The sequence below is a fragment of the Sphingorhabdus sp. EL138 genome (assembly GCF_945862485.1).
Classification (GTDB): domain Bacteria; phylum Pseudomonadota; class Alphaproteobacteria; order Sphingomonadales; family Sphingomonadaceae; genus Sphingorhabdus_B.
Genome location: NZ_CAMAYF010000016.1, coordinates 1 through 17,761 on the forward strand (window position 1 = coordinate 1; position 17,761 = coordinate 17,761).

The 17,761-nt window shown below is 54.4% G+C and carries 19 protein-coding genes; 9 read left to right on the plus strand and 10 right to left on the minus strand.

From position 1 onward, the window contains the following. The 3 genes from Q0O33_RS07530 to Q0O33_RS07540 form a co-directional block, all read left to right on the plus strand. Window positions 1-642 (plus strand): bacteriorhodopsin-like (locus tag Q0O33_RS07530; protein ID WP_295497865.1); only part of this gene is annotated, 642 nt, incomplete at its 5' end. A gap of 45 nt (window positions 643-687) precedes the next feature. Further along, window positions 688-1,596: a Brp/Blh family beta-carotene 15,15'-dioxygenase gene (locus Q0O33_RS07535; RefSeq protein ID WP_295497867.1), complete on the plus strand. Its 909-nt coding sequence runs from the start codon at window positions 688-690 to the stop codon at window positions 1,594-1,596. Between the two features lie 75 nt (window positions 1,597-1,671). After that, the gene (locus Q0O33_RS07540; RefSeq protein ID WP_295497868.1) at window positions 1,672-2,982 is read left to right on the plus strand and encodes a M20/M25/M40 family metallo-hydrolase; all 1,311 of its coding nucleotides are present in this window, start codon (window positions 1,672-1,674) and stop codon (window positions 2,980-2,982) included. 322 nt (window positions 2,983-3,304) lie between these two features. Here Q0O33_RS07540 and Q0O33_RS07545 read toward each other — a convergent pair whose 3' ends face one another. The 4 genes from Q0O33_RS07545 to Q0O33_RS07560 form a co-directional block, all read right to left on the minus strand. Continuing rightward, a complete protein-coding gene (locus tag Q0O33_RS07545; RefSeq protein WP_295497870.1) occupies window positions 3,305-3,760 on the minus strand; it encodes a biopolymer transporter ExbD in 456 nt (151 codons plus the stop codon). Window positions 3,761-3,781: 21 nt separating this feature from the next. Then, window positions 3,782-4,324, minus strand: a complete 543-nt coding sequence (locus tag Q0O33_RS07550) for a biopolymer transporter ExbD (RefSeq protein WP_295497872.1) — start codon at window positions 4,322-4,324, stop codon at window positions 3,782-3,784. A 92-nt stretch (window positions 4,325-4,416) separates the two neighbouring features. Then, window positions 4,417-5,175, minus strand: a complete 759-nt coding sequence (locus tag Q0O33_RS07555) for a MotA/TolQ/ExbB proton channel family protein (RefSeq protein WP_295497874.1) — start codon at window positions 5,173-5,175, stop codon at window positions 4,417-4,419. Between the two features lie 79 nt (window positions 5,176-5,254). Next, window positions 5,255-5,905 carry an energy transducer TonB gene (locus tag Q0O33_RS07560; RefSeq protein ID WP_295497876.1) on the minus strand — a complete coding sequence of 217 codons (651 nt, stop codon included), beginning with the start codon at window positions 5,903-5,905 and terminating at the stop codon, window positions 5,255-5,257. Between the two features lie 291 nt (window positions 5,906-6,196). Between Q0O33_RS07560 and Q0O33_RS07565 the strand changes: the two genes are divergently transcribed. Continuing rightward, complete coding sequence (locus tag Q0O33_RS07565) at window positions 6,197-7,018, plus strand: hypothetical protein (protein WP_295497877.1); 822 nt, start codon at window positions 6,197-6,199, stop codon at window positions 7,016-7,018. Between the two features lie 71 nt (window positions 7,019-7,089). Here Q0O33_RS07565 and Q0O33_RS07570 read toward each other — a convergent pair whose 3' ends face one another. From Q0O33_RS07570 to gluQRS, 3 genes are read right to left on the minus strand one after another with little or no spacing between them, the layout of a single operon-like run. Beyond that, window positions 7,090-7,671, minus strand: coding sequence for a cob(I)yrinic acid a,c-diamide adenosyltransferase (locus Q0O33_RS07570; RefSeq protein ID WP_295497879.1), 582 nt, complete (start codon window positions 7,669-7,671; stop codon window positions 7,090-7,092). A gap of 11 nt (window positions 7,672-7,682) precedes the next feature. After that, window positions 7,683-7,910 (minus strand): HIG1 domain-containing protein, encoded by a 228-nt coding sequence (locus tag Q0O33_RS07575; protein ID WP_295497881.1) that lies wholly within the window; start codon window positions 7,908-7,910, stop codon window positions 7,683-7,685. A 42-nt stretch (window positions 7,911-7,952) separates the two neighbouring features. Further along, window positions 7,953-8,798 (minus strand): tRNA glutamyl-Q(34) synthetase GluQRS, encoded by an 846-nt coding sequence (gene gluQRS, locus Q0O33_RS07580; RefSeq protein WP_295497945.1) that lies wholly within the window; start codon window positions 8,796-8,798, stop codon window positions 7,953-7,955. A 198-nt stretch (window positions 8,799-8,996) separates the two neighbouring features. Between gluQRS and Q0O33_RS07585 the strand changes: the two genes are divergently transcribed. Further along, window positions 8,997-9,581, plus strand: a complete 585-nt coding sequence (locus Q0O33_RS07585; RefSeq protein WP_295497883.1) for an HNH endonuclease — start codon at window positions 8,997-8,999, stop codon at window positions 9,579-9,581. A 4-nt stretch (window positions 9,582-9,585) separates the two neighbouring features. On the opposite strand, the gene Q0O33_RS07590 is transcribed toward Q0O33_RS07585, so the two are convergent. Together Q0O33_RS07590 and Q0O33_RS07595 are read right to left on the minus strand one after the other, a co-directional pair. Beyond that, on the minus strand, window positions 9,586-10,125 hold the full coding sequence (locus tag Q0O33_RS07590) for a (2Fe-2S)-binding protein (protein WP_295497885.1): 540 nt from the start codon (window positions 10,123-10,125) through the stop codon (window positions 9,586-9,588). Window positions 10,126-10,261: 136 nt separating this feature from the next. After that, on the minus strand, window positions 10,262-11,026 hold the full coding sequence (locus Q0O33_RS07595) for a class II aldolase/adducin family protein (protein WP_295497887.1): 765 nt from the start codon (window positions 11,024-11,026) through the stop codon (window positions 10,262-10,264). Between the two features lie 278 nt (window positions 11,027-11,304). Between Q0O33_RS07595 and rpsU the strand changes: the two genes are divergently transcribed. Further along, window positions 11,305-11,511: a 30S ribosomal protein S21 gene (rpsU, locus tag Q0O33_RS07600; protein WP_125231027.1), complete on the plus strand. Its 207-nt coding sequence runs from the start codon at window positions 11,305-11,307 to the stop codon at window positions 11,509-11,511. A gap of 111 nt (window positions 11,512-11,622) precedes the next feature. Then, window positions 11,623-12,246, plus strand: coding sequence for an FKBP-type peptidyl-prolyl cis-trans isomerase (locus Q0O33_RS07605; protein WP_295497888.1), 624 nt, complete (start codon window positions 11,623-11,625; stop codon window positions 12,244-12,246). 23 nt (window positions 12,247-12,269) lie between these two features. Here Q0O33_RS07605 and Q0O33_RS07610 read toward each other — a convergent pair whose 3' ends face one another. Beyond that, complete coding sequence (locus Q0O33_RS07610) at window positions 12,270-13,793, minus strand: fumarate hydratase (protein WP_295497890.1); 1,524 nt, start codon at window positions 13,791-13,793, stop codon at window positions 12,270-12,272. Between the two features lie 830 nt (window positions 13,794-14,623). On the opposite strand from Q0O33_RS07610, the gene Q0O33_RS07615 reads away from it, so the two are divergent. Beyond that, window positions 14,624-16,558, plus strand: coding sequence for a ribonucleoside-diphosphate reductase subunit alpha (locus tag Q0O33_RS07615; RefSeq protein WP_295497892.1), 1,935 nt, complete (start codon window positions 14,624-14,626; stop codon window positions 16,556-16,558). A 51-nt stretch (window positions 16,559-16,609) separates the two neighbouring features. Beyond that, window positions 16,610-17,662 (plus strand): ribonucleotide-diphosphate reductase subunit beta, encoded by a 1,053-nt coding sequence (locus Q0O33_RS07620; protein ID WP_295497894.1) that lies wholly within the window; start codon window positions 16,610-16,612, stop codon window positions 17,660-17,662. Window positions 17,663-17,761: the final 99 nt, after the last annotated feature.

Here is a 17,761-nt window from a genome sequence, read left to right on the forward strand (position 1 = left end):
CCAGCCTACAAGACTGCGCTTACCATTTCCGGCTTGGTTACTGCCATTGCCGCTTATCACTATTTCCGTATTTTCGAAAGCTGGGAAGGTGCATATACCGTTGAAGGCGGCGTAGTCGCCGCAAGCGGTTATGCATTTAACGATGCTTATCGTTATGTCGATTGGTTGCTGACCGTGCCATTGTTGTTGATCGAGTTCATCCTCGTGATGCGTTTGAGCCAAGACGAAACCGTATCGAAGTCGATCAAGCTCGGCGGCGCAGCAGCGCTGATGATCATCCTGGGCTATCCAGGTGAAATCGCAACCGACATTCCAACCCGCGTATTGTGGGGCACATTGTCGGCAATTCCTTTTGTCTACATCATGTGGCAACTGTTTGCTGGTCTTGGTGCATCGATCAACAGCCAGCCAGAAAATGTACGCGAATTGGTGAAGAAGGCACGTTTGCTGACCTTCGCATCATGGGGTTTCTACCCGATCGTATACATGATCCCTTACACCAATCTGAGCGGTTCTGACGTAACCGTAGGCGTGCAAGTCGGCTACACAATCGCTGACTTGATCGCAAAGGCCGGCGTTGGCGTCTTGATCTACATGATCGCAGTACGCAAGTCGCAAGCCGAATATGGCGATAAGGTCTAAGGTTAAGCACTGGACGTACGCCGCTTCGGTGGCGTACACTCCAATATGACTACAATTTTATACTCGCATTCTACAGGCGCAGCATTTCCAAAAATGCTGCGCCTGTTTGCGTTACCGGTGGCTACACTGCTGCTGATCCTCGCTGACCGCTTCTTGGGCGTTATGGACAGCGCGGCGGCCAATATGATGGCGGCGGTCGCTATCGTGCTGGCAGGTATTCCACACGGCACATTGGACGTTGAAATCGCCGCGGTCCATTTCGGGCAGAAAGGCATCACTGGCAAAATCAGGATCATTGGCGGTTATCTGTTCTGCGCAGCAGCTATGGTGTTCTTATGGATATTACTTCCGGAGCTTGCGCTCATCTCATTTCTCATCATTTCAATCGTCCATTTCAGCCGAGATTGGCGCGGCGGCGTTGACCCGTTTCTGGCCATGATGGTCGGATGGGCTTTGGTAGCATTGCCCGCGCTTGCCAGCCCTGACAATGTCGCCATGATATTCGCCGCGCTGACCGGCAACGATAATGGTGCAGTGATTGCTGCATTGCTTGGCGCAGCTTCGGTCCCGGCGACCTTGGGCACTCTCGTTTTTGCTTATTGGGCATTCCGCCATGATGACAAACAAAGCGCGTTGGAGGTGCTTGCCTGCATCGTCGCCGCCTTGTTCCTGCCGCCACTTGTGGCATTTGCGATATTCTTTTGCGGGCTCCATTCGCCGCGGCATATGGCCGACGCGTTACGCGAGACAGGGGACCTGTCGCCATTGAAGAAGGCTGCTATCATTTGCGCGGTATTCGCTTTGTCATTGGGTCTGGGTGTATTGATGTTCCTGTATCAGGGCGATGTTCCCGCTGACATGGGCATTATCCGGACGGCTTTCATTCTGATATCCACGCTGACTGTCCCGCATTTCATTCTTGAACATATTCTGTCGGACAAGAAACCCGCGTAAAATCGGCCTGTTCAACGCCCTTGCCTCAATCGGCAAAGCACGGCACATCATGCGGGACTTAATCGGGAGAATATCATGAAATTCCGTGCCTTCATGCTGCGCAGCAGCATTGCCCTCGTCGCCCTTTCACCCGTGGCGCATGCCAAATTATCTGCACCCGAAACCAAAATGGTCGCAACCGTCGACGCGGAATATGAACGATCCATCACCCTGCTTGAAAAGCTGGTGAACCAGAATTCGGGCACCATGAACTTTCCCGGCGTAAAGACCGTCGGCGACATGATGCGGGCCGAACTGGAGCCACTGGGCTTCAAGGTCGAATGGATCGATATGGCAAAGGCGGGTCGTTCGGGGCATCTCGTCGCGACCAAGGCAGGTAAGAAGGGCTCGAAGAAACTGTTGCTCATTGCCCATCTCGACACGGTATTTGAAGCAGATAGCCCGTTCCAGACCTTTGTCCGCAATGGCGAACAAGCGATTGGCCCGGGTGCAGGCGATGACAAGGGCGGCATGGTCGTCATCGTGTCTGCTTTGCGCGCAATGCAAGCGGCGGGCACGTTGAAGGACGCAAGCATAGAAATCCATATGACGGGGGATGAGGAGGATGCCGGCGACCCGATTGACATCACACGTGCGCCGTTGATCGCAGCGGGGAAAACCGCAGACGTAGCGCTCGATTTTGAAGGGCTTTCGATTGAAAATGGCAAGGATATGGGCGTTATATCGCGGCGCTCGTCCAACAGTTGGAAATTGGAAGTGTCCGGCGTCACAGGACACAGCTCCCTGATATTCGACACCACGTATGGCGATGGCGCGGCTTTTGAACTTGCCCGCATCCTGCATAGGTTCCGTTTGGAGCTACCGGAGCCGAATTTAACATTCAACGTCGGCTTGGTCGCAGCCGGGCAAGAGGTGAACGTTGATACCGATGGCGTCCGCGTGAGTGCGAAGGGCAAGACGAATATCATCCCCGGCTTGGCCATTGCGCGCGGCGATTTCCGGACTTTGTCCGAAGAACAAAGCGCACGTGTTCGGGGGAAAATGCTTGCCATCGTTTCTGCATCGGCCCCCAAAACGAAAGCGACGATCAACTTTGACCCGGGAAGCTATCCTGCGATGGCGCCGACGGAGGGCAACAAGGCACTTCTCGCTCGCCTTAATGCCGTGAACCACGACCTTGGCCTTGCCAAGCAGCCCGTGCTGGACCCGTTGAAGCGCGGCGCTGGCGATATCAGCTTCGTAGCCAATGACGTGGATGGTCTTGTGGGCCTCGGCGTTTACAGCAAAGGCGACCACGCTCCCGGCGAAACCGTGGACCTCGCCAGTATCAAGCGTCAAGCGAAGCGGGCCGCCATATTGATGACGCGGCTATCGCGCGGGGAATAATTTAGCAGGGAGCCATGACATAGGTACTTTCAACGCCGTAAGCGCTTCCAAACAACGACGTCCCAGTGGAGGCTTGGACCCATCACATTTTTCGGTTGAAAACGAGAGGCGAGATAAGCTCTAGCCCGCGCTGGAGCGACGCCCGATTTATCGCGAGAAACGCGGCCCTTTGGCGCTAGAGCGACGGCTTCGGCTTTCGTTGCCCTAAATGACCAAAAAGCTTCGGCTGGGCGTTTCAGACCGCGGCCGCAGCGCATCAACAAAAAAGGGCGGCGCACTTCTGCGCCGCCCTTTCCATGTCGATTAATTCGAAGTCTTTAAACTACCGCCCCTCACGCGCTGCCTTACCGAAGACGCGATATTGTTCGTTGCCGACAAATCCGAACTTCGTAATGCCGCTGCGCTTCACAGAGACCAACGCCTTATCAACGGTGTCATAAGGCGCCGTTGGGGCTGGCTGGAACTGAAGCTCCGGCTCTGGCGTCATCGACCGGGTCCGCACCAAATACTGCTCCATTTGCTGCAACGTCACTGGCGTGCCATTCCATTGAATAGTGCTATCCGGCAAAATGATGATCTTGTTAATCACAGGATCAATCGGAACCTCGGGTGGAGGCGCATTAGGGTCATTAACGGGAAGATCGATATTTACGGCGTGCGAAACCGGGGGGATGGTGATCATCAGCATGATGAGGAGAACGAGCATGACGTCGATTAACGGCGTCGTGTTCATTTCCATCATCGGCTGGCCATCATCGTTACCGCCACTCATTGCCATGATGATTACTCCTTAAATTGCTTACTGGACATTCGCGTTTTCGAATGGCGACGAAATGAAGCCAACGCGCGCGAAACCAGCCATTTGCATGGTGTAAATTGCACCACCGATGCAACGATAGGGCGTGTTAATATCACCACGGATGTGCGCCTCAGGCAACATTTCAGGTAAGATTTGACCGGCAGCAGCAGCTTCTTCGCCACCCAGCTTTTCAAACTCAGCCTTCAAATGCTTTGCAGCGCGATCGACCAATTCTGTCGAATCGACCGGAGTAACGTTCCAGTAAATGCGGCACTCGCCTCCGGGGTTTGCACCCTGATACGCGGGATCACCTGGATCACGTCCGCCGACATCAGTTGTCGTTACCGACAACAAAACATTTTCACGCTTTGCTTTTGTCGGTTCAAACTTGATGATCGGAATGTCCATCTTCACTGTCTGGATTGCAACCGGAATTGCGATAAGGAACACGATGAGGAGCACCAGCATGACGTCGACGAGCGGCGTCGTGTTGATGTCAGACATTGGCGTATCATTGCCGCCGCCTCCTGAACTGATTGCCATTGGCCAATCCTCTCTAACTAAATTGGGTCAAAAATCGAGCGCCAGCACAGGCTGGCGGATGGGCTGCGCGCAAACGCAGCCCCCACCCAATCTTACTTCTTAACCGCTGCTGGCGCTGGCTTGCCTGCTACTGCTGCAGTCGCGGCTGGCTTCACACGGCCACCCGAGGAGATGTATCCAAGCACATCATTCGAGAAGGTCGTCAAGCTGCGCGCGATTGTCTTGTTGCGCGCCTGAAGCCAGTTATACGCAAGCACCGCAGGAACAGCAACGAACAGACCAATTGCGGTCATGATCAATGCTTCACCAACTGGGCCAGCAATCTTGCCGATGTCGGCCTGACCCGCGATACCGATTTTGATCAGTGCCGAGTAGATGCCGATAACCGTACCAAGCAGACCAACGAATGGAGCGGTTGCACCAACCGTTGCGAGGAACGGCAGGCCGCTCGCAAGCTTGTTGTTGATCGAATCTTCCGAACGGGCCATCGCGCCGTGCAACCAATCATGTGCTTCGATTGGGTCAGTCAAAAGGCTATGCTGCTTTTGCGCGGCGATGCCGTCGTCGACGACTTGACGATATGCGCTGTTCTTGTCGAGCTTTGCAGCGCCTTCTTCAAGCGTTGCAGCGCGCCAGAATTGCGCACGGACTTCTTTATACTGGTTCAGAACCTTCTGCTGTTCGAACAGCTTTGTGAACATGATGTAAAATGAGAAAACCGACATGATGACCATGACGATGAAGATAGACCATGAAATTGGACCACCTTCGTTCAGTGCAGGGATAAGACCGAATTGTGCGGCCACATCTGGATTTGCGGCACCCGCCGCAGTCAGAAACAAAATCGACATTTTAACTACCTCTCAAAAAATAGAACTATCTAGCAAAAAAGACCCGGCGCGATGGCTCCCCCTTTGCCGGGTCGTGAAATTATTTCGGTATTTGCCACCGTACGCGGTTCGAGTAGGAACCTTGAACCTTTTCACCGTTACGAACGGCAGGCTCGAAGCGCGCGCGACGCTTCACGTTGGAGCAGGTTGCTGCATCCAAATCGTCGTGACCGCTGGACTGCGTAACCACGCAGTCAACCACGCGACCATCTACCCCAATCGTAACGCGGAAACCGGTGGTACCTTCACGCTCCTGCTGCAAAGCGCGCGACGGATAATCGTTGGTGTTGGCCCAGTTTCCAGGGTTCCCACGAGGTTTCGCATCGGCAGTTGGCCCCGCCGGTGCAGGCGGGGGTGGTGCCGGCGGAGCGGCAGTAGGAACAATCGGAGCAGAAGGTGGCGGCGTAGCAACGGTACGAATCGTTGGTGGCGGCGTCACGGTCTGCACCAGTGGTGGAGGCGAAACAACCGGAGGCTCGATCTGCTTTTCGGGCTCGGGTGGCGGCTCTTCTTCTTCGGGTGGCTCCTCTTCCTTCACGTCTACGACGGTCATCTTTTCCTTGAGGGTCGCGACCGCGTCATACGCAAGACCCGTAACCAAGGCATAACCGAGGAAAGCGTGAAGTAGGATAACAATGATGACAGAAACCAAACGGTTTGTGCTCATCCCATCTTGATCAGCATATGCCATGCGGAAAAAACTCTCCTACCTTCAAAACAAAACAGTACATTTTAGTAGCATGCTTGAACATGCTCCTGATGTACCCCCGCGATATCGAATTCTTATGACTTTTTTATTGCTCGATTCATCGATGCATTAGCCAACCCTTACGGGCCAAGCAATCCGGATTCTGCGATTAAGACGCAATTCATAGATAGGTAGGCAATATCCAACTATATGATAGAGGCTTAAACAACGTCCGCAGACGGGCAAAGAAAGGGATAATGAATGCGATTCATTCATGCAAAAACGGGTTTATGCTTGATTTTACTAGGCCTCAGCACGGTAACATCAGCACAGGCACCGTTTGACCTTCCGCCTTCCTTTGTAATCGAGGCCGATAGGGCGAGCTATTCAGATGTTGCCGATTTGGTGGTAATTTCGCCTCTTATTGTCGATGTGACCGTTCGAAATGTCCGAAAATTGTCTGCTGAACAATCGGCGGGTGTCCCAGCGTCGCTAGAACGCGTGCTGGTTGAGGCCGACGTCATGGCGTTGATTCGCGGCGAAGGAGGCGTCACGCCGCGCGTGCGCTTCCTGCTCGATGTACCCAAAAACGCGAAAGGGAAAATTCCCAAACTAAAAAAACAGCGCATGTATCTATTTGGCCGGCAGGTGACCGGTCGACCCGGCGAGGTGCAGCTGGCACGGCCAAATGCATTGGCCTTATATAGCACAACCAATGATGCGCTGGTCCGCGCCATCACCAAAGAGGCCGTCCAAGCTAATGCAGCCCCGCGCATTTCTAGTGTGAGCAGCGCCTTTCACAGCGTGGGGACAGTTTTGGGCGAAGGCGAAACGCAGGTCTTCTTGAAAACGGACAGCGATCGGCCGCTATCGCTCACCATATTGAGCCGCCCGGGCCAGCAAAAAATATGGGCTGTCTCAACAGCCGAAGTCATTGACGCGTCGGCAATGGCACCGCAGCGCTTTACCTTATTATGGTATCGCCTGGCATGTGGCCTTCCACGCTCTCTGCCTGCCGACCGCGTTGAAGGCGCGTCAAATGCAGATACCGCCCGCGCGCAGGCCGACTATAAATTTGTCATTGAATCGCTTGGGCCATGCGGGCGCAAGCGATAGCCAATGCCGCAAATACATACAGCGCCAATCAACCCGCTCTTTTTGTCATTCCCGCAACAGCGGTGGGCCGCTTAGCGCGATGCGCCTGGCACCCACAAGATATCACCGCCACGCGTTGCGTTGATTAAACGGCACAGGGTGAAGAGATAGTCCGACAGACGGTTCAGATAATGCAGCGCGTAAGGGTTGATCGCGACATCAAGCGATGCGGCTACAAGTGCGCGCTCGGCGCGACGCGAAGTTACCCGCGCCATGTGCATCTGTGCGGCTGGCAAGCTCCCGCCCGGCAGGATGAAACTGGTCAGCGGCGGAAGTTGGGCATTGGCATTATCTATCGCCGCCTCTAGCCATTCAACCTGAGACGAAATTATCCGTAACTCCATAGGAGAAGGTTCAAAACTCTCACCCGGCGTCGCAATATCCGCACCTAAATCAAACAGGTCGTTTTGGATCCGGCGCAGTTCATTCACCAAGGGCGTATCGCCCTCATCTGCGGCCAATGACTGGATCGCAACGCCCAGCGCGCAATTGGTTTCATCAATTTCACCAATCGCGTGCAACCGTGAAGCCGTTTTCGACACACGTGAGCCGTCGACTAAGCCCGTTGTGCCATCGTCGCCGGTCCGCGTATAAATTTTGTTGAGTTTAACCATGCGCGCTTTGCTTATTGCGATCCGGCAACCAATACCAAAACAGCAAGCAACACGATCGTGATCGCCTGCCACTTCACGCGTGCAAACATCATCTTATTCTGCACCGCCAGCGATTTGGGTAAACCGGCTTCATCCACATCGGCCGGACGCAAATTGGCAAAAGCATGCAATCCGCGGATCAACGCGAAGGCGACGGCACCAGCGGCACCAATGATGAGTAGAACCAACAATATAGTCATCGGGAGAAATCCTTGTTCAGGGCTAATACCCCGTTGCCCTATTTAGGCATCGGATAAGGAAATTCCAAGCGGAAGCATTCGGTGACGCAAATTATCCATAAGTTTGTTTCCGCTTTCGCCTGCCAAACGGCGGGCGGACAAAGCCGCTGAGGATTTGCTCTTGGCCAGCTTTTCGTCTGTGCTGTCCAGTAAGAGCGGGTGATGCCAATAGACTGGCTCCGGTAAGTCGAGCAGCGTCTGCAGCAGCCGATGCACGGCAGTGTAAGCGAACAGGTCCTTGCCACGCACTACATGGGTAATGCCATCGGCGGCATCGTCAACGGTCGCCGCGAGATGATAAGATGCCGGCGCATCTTTGCGCCATAATATGACATCGCCAAAGGCCATTGGGTCTGCAAACTGCTGCCCCGCCGCCAAATCCGTCCACATAAGCGGGCCTGCCAAGTCTAAGGCCTTTCTTATGTCAAGGCGCCAGCTATATGGGCCATCTTCTAAAAAGGGCTGTTCCCGACAGGTGCCTGGATAATGTGGCCCGTCAGGGCCATGGGGCACAGGTTTATGCTTTAGAGCTTCGGCGATGTCACCTCTGGTGCAACCGCAGCGATATAACAGGCCTTCGGCATTCAGCCGGTCACGCGCGACCACATACCGGGCGATATGTTGCGATTGGAACTGCACATCACCGTCATGCGCCAGCCCCAGCCACTGCATGTCAGCAAGGATCGCTTGGACATGCTCGGGCCGACTGCGCGTCCCGTCAATATCCTCGATCCGAAGGCGAAACTGACCCCCAAAGGCGCGGGCAAATTCTTGGGCACATAGCGCCGAAAAGGCGTGCCCCAAATGCAACTGCCCGTTGGGACTCGGGGCAAATCTGGTGACCGCCAGGCCCTTCGGCCCCACTATCTGGCCCAGAAAGGAATAGATGAAGTCGAATGCCGTCAAAAAATTATCCCCAATTATACCACATTCGGTAGCTTTACCCTATTGACGTCACAATATGTGTAAATAGTTTGGCGACTGTCAGAATGCTGTAACGCTAATAGGCTTAAAGCATGTATGACAAAAGGGGAGTAGGTTCGACTGATGTTGCATACCGGAACTTTCGAGGCGGCGGGCCGAGCAAGGCACCCAGAAAATTGCCCTGCGCTTGTGCTGAACGCGGATTACACTCCATTAAGTTATTATCCACTGAGTCTTTGGCCTTGGCAGACAGCTATTAAGGCGGTTTTCCTCGACAAGGTCGACATTGTGTCCAACTATGACCGGCATGTGCATAGTCCAAGTCTGGACATGAAAATTCCGTCGGTGATTGCGCTGCGCCAATATGTGAAGCCATCGGAATATCCCGCATTCACGCGATTCAACCTCTTCCTGCGCGACAAGTTTGAATGCCAATATTGCGGGTCGGGCGACAATTTAACCTTTGACCATATTGTCCCACGTCGCTTGGGCGGCATTACCAGTTGGGAAAATGTCACCACCGCTTGCCTGCACTGCAACCTTAAAAAAGGTGGTCGCACACCGAAGCAAGCGCATATGCAACTCAACATGGCCGCAATCCGGCCGACAAGCTGGCAATTGCAAGATCGGGGCCGCGCGTTTCCACCGAACCATCTACATGAAACATGGCACGACTGGTTGTACTGGGACATCGAACTGGAGGGCTAAGCCCTTATTTTGTCACCGTCAAAGCCGGCACTGCCCGCGCCGCATCCTCGGGATTAATGCCCGGCGGCGGCGCTGCGGCGATGCGCTCTTCGCCACGCATTACACGGCCCGCACGTTTGATAGCACCCCGCAACCTTGGATAAAGGCCGCAGCGGCACAGGTTGGTGATCGCGGCGTCAATTTCAGCATCGGTGGGATCGCTGCTTTTCTTGAGCAACACAGACGCCACCATGATGACGCCGGAAATGCAAAAACCACATTGCGGAACATTGTTGGCGACAAACGCCTGTTGCAACGGATGGCTCCGGTCACGGCTCAGGCCCTCAATAGTCGTGACAAAACGCCCCTCCGCCTCGGCTATGGTCACAAGGCAGGAGCGGATAGCCTCACCATCAATTTCGACCATGCATGCACCGCAGTCGCCAATGCCGCAGCCATATTTGGTACCCGTCAAGTTCGACGCGTCGCGTAACGCCCACAATAAAGGCGTTTGCGGGTCCATTTTATATTGGACAGGGCGGTCGTTGACGGTGAATTTGGTCATAACGTCCCTCCCGCTTGCGGGAGGGGCTGGAGGAGGGTGTGTCGCGGTGTCATCTTATGAGTTTACCCTCCGCTAAACCCTCCCGCAAGCGGGAGGGGAATACCCCTAAACTTAATCCGTTCGTGTTGGGTAATAATTAATCCCGCCAGCTTTTATCGATTTGGTCAACCTTCCGCACCATCGCGTCAAATTCAACACGGCCTGATCCGCCAGGGGGCGATGCCATGTACAAATCGCGCTGATGCACGGCGATCACCTCTGGCGACACCATGATCGGCTTACCCATTTGCAGCGTCGCCATCTGATGCTCGCACGCGCGCTGGAGCGCCCAATATTTGATAAAGGCATCGGGAAGCGTCTTGCCCATCACAACAGGGCCATGGTTGCGCAGCATCAAAATCCGCTTGTCGCCGAGATGTTCGACCAGCCGAACCCCCTCTTCCTCGCGCACGGTGACGCCTTCAAAGTCATGATAGGCCAATTGTCCCATGAAGTTGCACGCGTAGAAGTTCACAGGTTGCAATCCGCCCTCAAGGCTGCACACCGCTACGGTTGCCGTGGTGTGCGTGTGGATAATCGCATGTGCGTCGGGCAATGTGCGATGGAACAGGCTGTGCTGGACAAAGCCTGCTTTGTTCACATGCCACGGGTTATCGACGTCGATCTTGTTGCCATCTATATCGATTTTGATAAGGCTGGACGCGGTAATTTCACCGAAATGCATACCATAAGGGTTAATCAAAAACGCCCCGTCCTCATCCGGCACCTTGACCGTAATGTGATTGAACACAAGCTCATCCCAGCCAAACATCGAAAATATCCGGTAGCAGGCCGCAAGCTCTTGCCGTGCGGTCAATTCCGCCTCGCTATACTTGCTACTCGACTTTAATTGGGTGGCCATGTGCTCTCTCCTGATCGCCAGATGCGTTTCATTATGAAACGAACAAGGCGTTAGGGCAAGTGTTAGGCGATTGGACAAAGGCAGATAGTTTTCCAGCAAGCTACTGCTTCAAACACCAACCAAGCCCACAAAAAGCGCCATTTCCGCTTGATATTTGGAGGCGACATGGGTAGGGGCTACATCAACACGCCGCCTGTGAACGCGGCGTTTTTCGTTTTTAGCCTTTCAAAATGGCCGTTTTAAGCCATTTTGCCGATTCGATGCGGAGTTGAGTTTTTATGCAAATCATGGTTCGCGACAATAATGTTGATCAGGCCCTACGCGCGCTGAAGAAGAAGCTACAGCGTGAGGGTGTATATCGCGAAATGAAGCTTCGTCGTCATTTTGAAAAGCCATCGGAAAAGCGTGCGCGTGAAAAGGCTGCTGCTGTCCGTCGCGCGCGCAAGATGGAGCGTAAGCAACAAGAGCGTGACGGCGCGAAATAACCGTCTGCACTCTGAAACAAAGAAAGCGCCTTCAACTGGCGCTTTTTTTGTGTCTAGAATCCGCGCCGCTTTCTGCTAGTCAACGCGCACCACAGCTCATAGGAATTTTTTATGTCCGTCACTGCCGTTCCCATTCAGCCACTTAAAAAAGGTTCGCTCACCAAATATTGGGCGGCAATTGCATTGGTCCTCGCTGCAGGTGGTGGTCTTGCTTATTGGGGCACCAGCGACGTTCGGCAGGAATTTGGTGATGTTGTGACGACCCCATCCGGCCTGCGCTACAAGATTATGGAAGCGGGCGAAGGCCCCAATCCTGCCGACAATGACGTGGTCCTTGTAAGCTATAAGGGCATGTTGAAAGACGGCACCGTTTTTGACCAAAACCCGCAAGCTGGCTTTCCTGTAACGGGCGTCGTTCCGGGTTTTTCCGAAGGCCTGAAGATCATGCAGCGTGGCGGCAAATACCGCTTATGGATTCCAGCTGAGCTTGGTTATGGCACAGAGGATCAGCGCAACCCGCAAACAGGCGAAGTCGTCATTCCCGGCGGTAGCGAATTGACATTCGATGTCGAGCTGCTCGAGTTCAAGTCGCGCGCCGAAATCGAGGCAATGCAAAGGCAGATGCAGGAAATGCAGCAACAGCAGGGCAGCGCTGGCGGCCAGGCTGGCGGCGCGACAGAGGGCCTACCGCCCGAAATTCAGGCACAAATTGATGCCCAAATGCGCGGTCAGTAATTGCGGGGCCGTAGGGTCATGGCCTAGACCCCCTGCAACAAACCTTCATCCTTAATGCGCTTTTGCCAATAAGCGGGCGCTAATTGGTGAACATTGTTGCCGTTGCTATCGACCGCAACGGTTACGGGAAAGTCCTGCACTTCAAACTCGTAAATGGCTTCCATACCTAAATCTGCAAAGCCGACGACTGTGCTGCCCTTGATGGCGCGGGCGACGAGATAGGCAGCGCCGCCAACGGCCATAAGATAGGCGCTCTTATGCTTGGCGATGGCTTGCGTGGCCGCCGGCCCGCGTTCAGCCTTGCCGACGCACGCGAGCAGACCTTGCTCCAGCATCATGTCCATGAACTTGTCCATCCGCGTGGCGGTGGTCGGCCCTGCGGGTCCGACAATCTCTTCACCAACTGGATCGACGGGGCCAACATAATAAATCATGCGGCCCTTGAAGCTGACGGGCAGTTCTTCTCCCTTGGCCAGCATATCGGCAATGCGCTTATGGGCGGCGTCGCGGCCAGTCAGCATCTTGCCATTGAGCAAAAGACGGTCCCCTTGCTTCCAACCAGCCACAACGTCCGGCGTCAGCGTATCGAGATCTACGCGAATGGCCGTGGCATCGGGTTTCCAATCGACCTTGGGCCATTCGTCCAACTTTGGCGCCTCAAGAAAGGCCGGGCCAGCACCATCCAATGTGAAATGGGCGTGGCGTGTGGCCGCGCAATTGGGAATCATGGCCACGGGCTTACCTGCCGCATGGCATGGCGCGTCCATGATTTTCACATCCAAGATAGTGGAGAGGCCGCCGAGCCCCTGCGCGCCAATGCCAAGGGCATTTACCTTGTCAAAAATCTCGATGCGCATGGCTTCAATGTCATTCTGTGGTCCGCGCGCCTTCAATGGTCCCATGTCGATGGGCTCCATCAACGCTTGTTTGGCGAGCAGCACGCAATGTTCCGCCGTACCGCCAATACCGATACCCAACATGCCGGGCGGGCACCAACCAGCGCCCATTTGGGGTAGCATCTCCACGACCCAATCGACGATATTGTCCGACGGATTCATCATCTTGAATTTAGACTTATTCTCGCTGCCGCCGCCCTTAGCGGCAACGTCGACGGACACTTTGGCACCAGGGACGAGGTCGACATGCAGCACGCACGGCGTATTGTCCTTGGTATTGCGCCGCGTGAAGGCTGGGTCCGCGAGCACGGACGCGCGTAGCTTGTTGTCCGGATGCAAATAGGCGCGGCGGACGCCTTCGTCGATCACGTCCTGCAAAGATGCGGACGTGTCTTCCAAACGGCAGTCCATGCCCCATTTGACGAAGACATTGACGATACCTGTATCCTGGCAAATCGGGCGATGCCCCTCTGCGCACATACGGCTGTTCGTTAGGATCTGCGCGATGGCGTCCTTGGCAGCAGGCGATTGCTCCGCCTCATACGCGTCGCCCAAGGCACGGATATAATCCATCGGGTGGAAATAGCTGATATATTGCAACGCGTCGGCCACGCTTTCGATCAAGTCGGCATTGCGGATGATTACAGTCATATCGGCCCCTACGCTTTAAGTATGTCATGCCCCTTAACGCGCTGGAGCGCCTATTCAAGCGTCATTTGGTATGGGGCCGAAAGGTGAGCGCTGTGTCTCGACCGCGCTTGATGAGAGAGTTTGGTAGGTCCTGCAATCGTCACATCAACCCTGTCAGCCCTACCTTCGCCGGAACGACAAAAACTAAAACGTGGAAATGCACACTAGGACCTATAGATATCGCCTAATAAAACGCTGATGCATCTTCGGCTGATGGGATGCCCCAACTGCCCCTTGGCGATTCATGATTTGCACACCGAATCTGACACTGCAAATCTTAGTTTGCACAGACGGTCAGAACGCCGAATTTGAGCTCCCAACCGATACATTCATTTTGGCACATAAAAAATACGCATTACTCCATTTTACATCTTGCGCTCTGAATTTCGCCTAGCAAGTCCGCGCGTCGCTCGCTGACACGACGCGCCAAGGTGCGACGAATGGAATCACATTAGCGACGAATTGAGATCAAGATTTTGTATTTACCCTCTTGCGTCAAAAAATGAATGAGGCACTATAGGTAGCGGTTGGCCACAGGGGGCATTACCACAATTTGTGCTTGAAGCTTCAGTAGACATTTGTGTCGGCGGGGGCCTTTTTTCCCGTCGATAAGCTGGGGACAAGTCAAAATACTCCCCCTGACAAGGTCAAAAAATGCTAAGAGGGAGTTTCGCGCCCTGAGTCGAACAATATGGGAACATCGGTTCCCGTCAAGATACAGCTGGTCGCTGGATGTCGGAAAGCCGATGACCAGTTTCGGGTCGCCGCAATGAATGGAGCTACAGGTTAAAATGGATTTCAGGGATACAGGCCAAGGGGCGGACGACATGACCGCAGGAATGATGACAGATATGCTTGAAAAGATAGCTGAAGCGACGCATGCGGAGATCGTTGATGCTAAGACACCCGCGTCGAGCAAGTCCGTTGACGTGCGTCGTTTCAATGTCGTCACCGATTCCGCACGCGATGCCTTGTTGACCGAATTCGGCAAGGACACGTTGCAGGACCGTTATTTGCTGCCGGATGAAAGTTATCAGGACCTGTTTGCCCGTGTTGCGTCGGCTTATTCCGATGATGAGGCGCATGCGCAGCGTCTTTATGACTATATCTCGCGCCTGTGGTTCATGCCAGCAACCCCTGTCTTGTCCAATGGCGGCACGGGCCGTGGCTTGCCCATCAGCTGCTATTTGAACTCCGTCGATGACAGCCTGGAAGGCATCGTCAACACGTGGAACGAAAATGTCTGGCTCGCGTCACGCGGTGGCGGCATTGGTACTTATTGGGGCAATGTCCGCGGCATTGGCGAACCTGTTGGCCTCAACGGTAAGACCAGCGGCATCATTCCGTTTGTCCGCGTTATGGACAGCCTGACGCTTGCGATTTCGCAAGGGTCACTGCGTCGTGGCTCTGCGGCCTGCTATCTGGACGTTAGCCACCCTGAAATTGAAGAGTTCCTCGAAATCCGCAAACCATCGGGCGACTTCAACCGTAAAGCGCTGAACCTACACCATGGTGTATTGCTGTCCGACGAATTTATGGAAGCCGTACGCGCTGGCGAAGAATTCAACCTGCGCAGCCCCAAAACAGGCGAAGTGCGTAGCACGGTCGATGCGCGGTCTTTGTTCCAGAAGCTGGTGGAAACCCGCCTTGCAACAGGGGAGCCTTATATCATCTTCAGCGACACCGTGAACAATGCGATGCCAAAGCATCACCGCGATCTGGGTCTGAAGGTTTCCACATCGAACCTCTGTTCGGAAATCACCTTGCCAACGGGCCGTGACCATTTGGGCAATGACCGCACGGCCGTATGCTGTCTGTCGTCCTTGAACCTGGAAAAATGGGACGAATGGAACGGCGACAAGGTCTTCATCGAAGACGTGATGCGCATGCTCGACAATGTGCTGCAGGACTTCATTGATCGTGCGCCACCTGAAATGTCGCGGGCGAAATATTCGGCGAGCCGTGAACGCTCCATCGGCCTTGGCGTCATGGGCTATCACAGCTTCCTGCAGTCCCGCGGCGTCGGCTTTGAAAGCGCGCTGGCCAAGTCATGGAACATGAAGTTCTTCAAACATGTCCGCGCGCAAGTGGATGAGGCATCGATGATGCTCGCCAACGAACGTGGCGCGTGCCCCGATGCCGAGGAAATGGGCGTTATGGAGCGCTTCTCCTGCAAGATGGCAATTGCCCCAACCGCATCGATTTCGATCATCTGCGGTGGCACCAGCGCGTGTATTGAGCCAATTCCGGCCAATATCTACACGCACAAAACCTTGTCGGGCAGCTTCATTGTCAAGAACCCTTATCTGGAAAAACTGCTTCAGGAAAAGGCGAAGGATTCGACCAATGTCTGGAACAGCATTTTGGAAAAGGGCGGTTCGGTCCAGCATCTCGATTTCCTAACGGCAGAGGAAAAGGACACGTTTAAAACCAGCTTCGAAATCGACCAGCGTTGGTTGATTGAGCTGGCCGCCGACCGCACGCCGTATATCGACCAAGCCACGTCGCTGAATCTCTATATCCCTGCCGACGTGGAAAAATGGGATCTTCTCATGCTCCACTTCCGCGCATGGGAATTGGGCGTGAAGTCGCTTTATTATCTGCGTTCGAAATCCATCCAACGCGCCGGCTTTGCAGGCGGGGTTGAGGCGGATAACACTGCAGAAGCGCCGGTTATCGAGCTTGCGACGACCACCGATTATGACGAATGTTTGGCCTGCCAATAAGGCACGCCGGCATCTCAATAAAATTTTAAATTAAGGTCCAAGGAAACAGTCATGTCATTGTTAGAAGCACGCAACAGCTACAAGCCCTTTGAATATCCATGGGCCTATGACTTCTGGAAACGCCAGCAGCAGATCCATTGGCTGCCTGAAGAAGTGCCCTTGGGCGAAGATTGCCGCGATTGGGCGCAGAAATTGTCGGACCATGAACGCAACCTTTTGACGCAGATTTTCCGTTTCTTCACGCAAGCTGATATCGAGGTGCAGAATTGCTACCATGAACATTATGGCCGCGTGTTCAAACCGACCGAAGTCAAGATGATGCTGACCGCCTTTTCCAACATGGAAACCGTCCATGTCGCTGCGTACAGCCACTTGCTCGACACCATCGGCATGCCCGAGAGCGAATATTCAGCGTTCCTTGAATATGAAGAAATGGCGGCCAAGGTCGATTATATCCACCAATTCGGCGTCGACAGCGACGAAGACATTGCCCGCACGCTCGCGATGTTCGGCGGCTTTACCGAAGGGCTGCAATTGTTTGCCTCCTTCGCGATGTTGATGAACTTCCCGCGCTTCAACAAGATGAAGGGCATGGGGCAGATCGTTTCGTGGTCCGTCCGCGACGAATCCTTACATTGCGAAGGCATTACCAAGCTGTTCCACGCCTTCTGCGCGGAGCGTGGCTGCCTCACCAAGTCGGTGAAGGAAGACATTATCGATTGTTGCCAGAAGGTCGTCCGTCTGGAAGATAATTTCATCGACCTCGCGTTCGAAATGGGCCCCGTCCCCGGCATGACCGCCAAGGAAATCAAACGCTATATCCGCTACATCGCCGATTGGCGCTTGGGTCAACTTGGCTTCCAGCCAATCTACATGGTCGAAGATCACCCGCTGCCATGGCTTGCGCCATTGTTGAACGGTGTCGAGCACGCCAACTTCTTCGAAACCCGCGCCACCGAGTACAGCAAGGCGTCGACACGCGGCGATTGGGGCCAAGTATGGAACAGCTTCGACAACCGTAAGAAGAAAGACGTGACCGAAGTCATCGTCGCCGAAAATGACGGCCTGGACATGTTTGAAGCGGCTGGGGTTGCGGCAGAGTAAGCCTTCTCCTTGATCTGATTTTAACGCCATCGCGTTAGACATTCCCGCTGCCGCGCTTCTGCAAAGAGGTGCGGCAGTTTTTTAGTACGCATTCTGTCC